Raw genomic sequence first — 229 nt, 5'->3', positions numbered from 1 at the left:
CCTGGGCCGGTCCGCTGTCGGTGGCGTTCGGGTATGAGTTCCGGCGCGAATGGTACCGGACCAAGGCGGACCCGTACGGCAATGGCGTGACGGCGGATAATCCGAACACCGCCGACTATCCGGCCGATCCGACGCAGAACACGGTCAGCGGCGGCAACTGGTATGCCGGCAACTACAAGAACGGTACCGGCCGCTACAACGTCCACGAAGGCTTCCTCGAACTCGACAT

General features: G+C 63.8%; 1 protein-coding gene. It reads left to right on the top strand.

The window, feature by feature from the left end; all coding sequences use genetic code 11:
* Nucleotides 1–229: hypothetical protein (locus AC0IYH_RS34420; protein ID WP_471838992.1), on the top strand; the 229-nt coding region annotated here is incomplete at both ends.

Source organism: Pseudomonas sp. AC463, assembly GCF_979253585.1.
This window is presented reverse-complemented; position numbering and strand designations above follow the sequence as displayed.